Source organism: Cellulomonas sp. A375-1 (assembly GCF_001040865.1).
In the GTDB taxonomy this organism is placed as follows: domain Bacteria; phylum Actinomycetota; class Actinomycetes; order Actinomycetales; family Cellulomonadaceae; genus Cellulomonas; species Cellulomonas gelida.
Map to the genome: position 1 here is coordinate 27,123 of NZ_LFKW01000144.1, position 4,388 is coordinate 31,510.

The 4,388-nt window shown below is 70.2% G+C and carries 5 protein-coding genes and 1 tRNA gene; 5 read left to right on the forward strand and 1 reads right to left on the reverse strand.

Annotated features, from left to right (window positions below; genetic code table 11):
* A complete protein-coding gene (locus CWIS_RS15575) occupies positions 1-1,266 on the reverse strand; it encodes a pyridoxal phosphate-dependent aminotransferase (protein ID WP_048344246.1) in 1,266 nt (421 codons plus the stop codon).
* A 225-nt stretch (positions 1,267-1,491) separates the two neighbouring features.
* Here CWIS_RS15575 and CWIS_RS15580 point away from each other — a divergent pair.
* The 5 genes from CWIS_RS15580 to rplA all read left to right on the forward strand — a co-directional run bounded on the left by CWIS_RS15580 (position 1,492) and on the right by rplA (position 4,173).
* Positions 1,492-1,564, forward strand: a tRNA-Trp gene (locus CWIS_RS15580).
* Between the two features lie 73 nt (positions 1,565-1,637).
* Positions 1,638-1,916: a preprotein translocase subunit SecE gene (secE, locus tag CWIS_RS15585; protein ID WP_048344247.1), complete on the forward strand. Its 279-nt coding sequence runs from the start codon at positions 1,638-1,640 to the stop codon at positions 1,914-1,916.
* Positions 1,917-1,989: 73 nt separating this feature from the next.
* Positions 1,990-2,823, forward strand: a complete 834-nt coding sequence (gene nusG / locus CWIS_RS15590) for a transcription termination/antitermination protein NusG (RefSeq protein WP_048344248.1) — start codon at positions 1,990-1,992, stop codon at positions 2,821-2,823.
* A 122-nt stretch (positions 2,824-2,945) separates the two neighbouring features.
* The gene (gene rplK, locus CWIS_RS15595) at positions 2,946-3,377 is read left to right on the forward strand and encodes a 50S ribosomal protein L11 (protein WP_048344249.1); all 432 of its coding nucleotides are present in this window, start codon (positions 2,946-2,948) and stop codon (positions 3,375-3,377) included.
* 79 nt (positions 3,378-3,456) lie between these two features.
* Entirely contained in the window at positions 3,457-4,173 is a 717-nt protein-coding gene (gene rplA, locus CWIS_RS15600) for a 50S ribosomal protein L1 (RefSeq protein WP_048344250.1), read from the forward strand.
* Positions 4,174-4,388 lie beyond the last annotated feature (215 nt).

Genomic DNA, 4,388 nt, shown 5'->3' on the forward strand with positions numbered 1-4,388 from the left:
TCAGCTCGCCTCGGCCAGCAGCTTCTGGATCCGCGAGACGCCCTCGACGAGGTCCTCGTCGCCGAGCGCGTACGACAGGCGCAGGAAGCCGGACGGCCCGAACGCCTCGCCGGGCACCACGGCGACCTCGACCTGCTCGAGGATGAGCGCGGCGAGCTCGGCCGACGTGGTGGGCGTGACGCCGCGGATCGTGCGACCCAGCAGCCCCTCGACGGACGGGTAGGCGTAGAACGCGCCCTGCGGCGCGGGCACGACGACCCCGTTGATGGCCGAGAGCATCTCGACCATGGTGCGGCGGCGACGGTCGAACGCGCTGCGCATCGCCTCGACGGCCGTGAGGTCACCGGTGAGCGCGGCGATCGCGGCGCGCTGCGAGACGTTGGCGACGTTGGACGTCAGGTGGCTCTGGAAGTTGGTCGCGGCCTTGATGACGTCCGCCGGGCCGATCATCCAGCCGACGCGCCACCCGGTCATCGCGTAGGTCTTGGCAACGCCGTTGAGCACGATGGACGTGTCCACGAGCTCGGGCACGACGCGCTGGATCGGCGTGAACACCGCGTCGTCGTACGTGAGGTGCTCGTAGATCTCGTCGGTGACGACCCAGATCCCGTGCTCGAGCGCCCAGCGGCCGATCTCCTCGGTCTGCTCGGGCGAGTACACCGCGCCCGTGGGGTTCGAGGGCGAGCAGAACAGCAGCACCTTGGTGCGCTCGGTCCGCGCGGCCTCGAGCTGCTCGACCGTCACCAGGTAGCCCTGGTCGACGCCGGCGAACACCTCGACCGGCACGCCGCCTGCGAGACGGACGGCCTCGGGGTAGGTGGTCCAGTACGGGGCGGGGAGCAGCACCTCGTCGCCCGGGTCGACGATCGAGGCGAACGCCTGGAAGACGGCCTGCTTGCCGCCGTTCGTGACCAGCACGTCCTGCGGCCGCACCTCGTAGCCCGAGTCGCGCAGCGTCTTGGCCGCGATGGCCTCGCGCAGCGCCGGCAGGCCCGCGGCGGGCGTGTAGCGGTGGTTGGCCGGGTCCCGCACCGCGGCGACGGCGGCCTCGACGATCGCCTCCGGCGTCGGGAAGTCCGGCTCGCCGGCGCCGAACCCGATCACGGGACGCCCGGCGGCCTTGAGGGCCTTGGCCTTGGCATCGACCGCGAGCGTCGCCGACTCGGCGATCGCCGCGAGGCGGCGGGAGACACGGGGACGGGGCGGGGACGTCTGCTGGCTCACCCGGCCATAGTGGCAGAGGTCACGCAGGCGGGGCGCGGGCATTCCGGCCCGCGGATGGTCGTGCGCCGCCCGGACGCGCGCCCGTCCGGAACGTCCCGAGCGCCCGGTCCGGGAGCCTCGGACGTCCCGGCACGGGCGTGGTTCGACCCGGGGCCCGCCGTCACGTATGGTTGTCCACCGGCGGTTGACGTACGCCAAGATGACCTGTGCCCGCAGCGCTTCGCAGCGTTGCACCGCTCCTGGTCGTCGAGGTCACGTCGTCGCCGTAGGGCAGTGGCGCAATTGGCAGCGCAGCGGTCTCCAAAACCGCAGGTTGCAGGTTCGAGTCCTGTCTGCCCTGCGCAGTTCCATGTCCGCAGCACGCATGCGGCGGGCACATCCACCGAGTACCGACGAGACGCAGAGGCCACGACGTGAGCGAAACCGCAGCCTCCGCGGCGCCTGACGCCGAGGGTTCGGCGCGGGCGTCCGCGACGAAGAGCAAGCCCGGCGAGCGCCGAGGCCTGTTCGCGCGCATCGCGCTGTTCGTGCGCCAGGTGATCGCCGAGCTCAAGAAGGTCGTCCGCCCGACGCGGCAGGACCTCATCACCTACACGTCGGTCGTCCTGGTGTTCGTCGCCGTGGTCATGGCGTTCGTGACCCTGATCGACCTCGGTATCGGCCGGCTCACGTTCTGGGTCTTCGGAGGTTGAACCTCCGCGGCCCTCGTGGCCGCCCGGCTCGGGTCGAGCCGCATCTCCGTTCTTGAAGAAAGCAGGTTCGTACGTGTCGCACGAGTCGTCTGAGCCCACCCCGGCCGACGTCGAGCTCGAGGACGCAGTGGAGTCGGTCGAGGCCGTCGAGTCGTCGCAGTCCGACGAGCCCGCTGCCGAGATCGAGTCCGACGAGGCTGCCACCGAGTCCGACGAGACCTCCGCCGACGCGGCCGGCTCCGCCGAGGAGCCTGAGTCCGACGAGCTCGCATCCGACGAGGAGTCGGACGACGAGGTCGACGTCGACGAGGACCCGGTCGCGGCGTTCAAGGCGCGCCTGCGCAGCCTGCCGGGCGACTGGTTCGTCATCCACTCATACGCGGGTTACGAGAACCGCGTGAAGGCGAACCTCGAGAACCGCACGCAGAGCCTCAACATGGAGGACTTCATCTACCAGGTGGAGGTCCCCATGGAGGAGGTCGTCGAGATCAAGAACGCGCAGCGCAAGGTCGTGCGCCGCGTCCGGATCCCCGGCTACGTCCTCGTCCGCATGGACCTGACCGACGAGTCGTGGGGTGCCGTGCGGCACACGCCCGGCGTCACGGGCTTCGTCGGCCACACGCACCAGCCCGTTCCGCTCACGCTCGACGAGGTCTTCTCGATGCTGGCCCCGACGCTCGAGGTCAAGGCGCCCACGGCGCCCGCCGCCGCGGCGAAGGCCGCGAGCCGCATCCAGGTCGACTTCACGGTCGGCGAGTCGGTCACCGTCACGGACGGTCCGTTCGACACGCTCCCCGCGACGATCTCGGAGATCAACGCGGAGAACCAGAAGCTCAAGGTGCTCGTCTCGATCTTCGGCCGGGAGACCCCGGTCGAGCTCTCGTTCAGCCAGGTCGCCAAGCTCTGACCGGTCACGGTCGGATGCTCGCCGCCTGAGCGGACGAGGACGGTCCCTGCCCACCGGCGGGGACCACTGCAACCGGGTCATCGCCCACGGCGTCGGCCCACGACGAAGGAAGGGAGGGCACCATGCCCCCCAAGAAGAAGGTCACCGGCCTCATCAAGCTCCAGATCAACGCCGGTGCGGCCACCCCCGCCCCGCCGATCGGCCCCGCGCTCGGTCAGCACGGCGTGAACATCATGGAGTTCTGCAAGGCGTACAACGCGGCGACCGAGTCGCAGCGCGGCAACGTCATCCCCGTCGAGATCACGGTGTACGAGGACCGCTCGTTCACCTTCATCACGAAGACGCCGCCGGCCGCCGAGCTCATCAAGAAGGCCGCGGGCGTGCCGAAGGGTTCCCCGACGCCGCACACGGTCAAGGTCGCGAGCCTCACCAAGGAGCAGGTGCGCGAGATCGCCACCACCAAGCTCGAGGACCTCAACGCGAACGACCTGGCCGCGGCCGAGAAGATCATCGCCGGCACCGCCCGGTCGATGGGTATCACGGTCGCCGACTGATCGTCGGTACCGCACCACCAGTGGCAGGGCCCGCGTGCGGCCCGTCTGACCACGACTGCTGAACAAGGAGAACAAGCAGATGCCGAAGCACAGCAAGGCCTACCGCGCCGCGGTCGAGAAGATCGAGGCCGGCAAGGTCTACAGCCCCCTGGCCGCCGTCCGCCTCGCGCAGGCGACGTCGACCACCAAGTACGACGCGACCGTCGAGGTGGTCTTCCGCCTCGGGATCGACCCGCGCAAGGCGGACCAGATGGTCCGTGGCACGGTCAACCTGCCGCACGGCACGGGCAAGACCGCGCGCGTCATCGTCTTCGCGACGGGTGAGCGTGCCGAGCAGGCGCGTGCCGCCGGTGCCGACGAGGTCGGTGGCGACGAGCTGATCGAGAAGGTGGCCGCCGGCTACACCGACTTCGACTCGGCCGTGGCGACCCCGGACCTCATGGGCAAGGTCGGCCGACTGGGCAAGGTCCTGGGTCCGCGTGGCCTCATGCCGAACCCGAAGACGGGCACCGTGACGATGGACGTGGCCAAGGCCGTGTCCGACATCAAGGGCGGCAAGATCGAGTTCCGTGCCGACCGGCACGCGAACCTGCACTTCATCATCGGCAAGACGTCGTTCTCCGACGTCGCGCTGGTCGAGAACTACGCCGCGGCGCTCGACGAGATCCTGCGTCTCAAGCCGTCCGCGTCGAAGGGCCGCTACATCTCGAAGGCGACCATCTCGACCACGAACGGTCCTGGCATCCTGCTCGACCAGAACAAGACCCGTGCGCTCACGTCCGAGGACGAGGACTGAGCTCTCGCGCTGACGTCGGCCGGCCGCGTCCCTGACCAGGGCGGCCCGACGATCGCGTAGTCACCATCACGACGAAGGCCCGACCCCGCGAGGGGCCGGGCCTTCGTCGTTCCCGGCGCGGGCCGGGACGTCCCGGTCGTCGCCCCACCCGCAGCGTGGGGCGACGACCCGGCGACGCTCAGTCCTCGGCGCGCTCCGCCCGCTGTCCGGCCGCG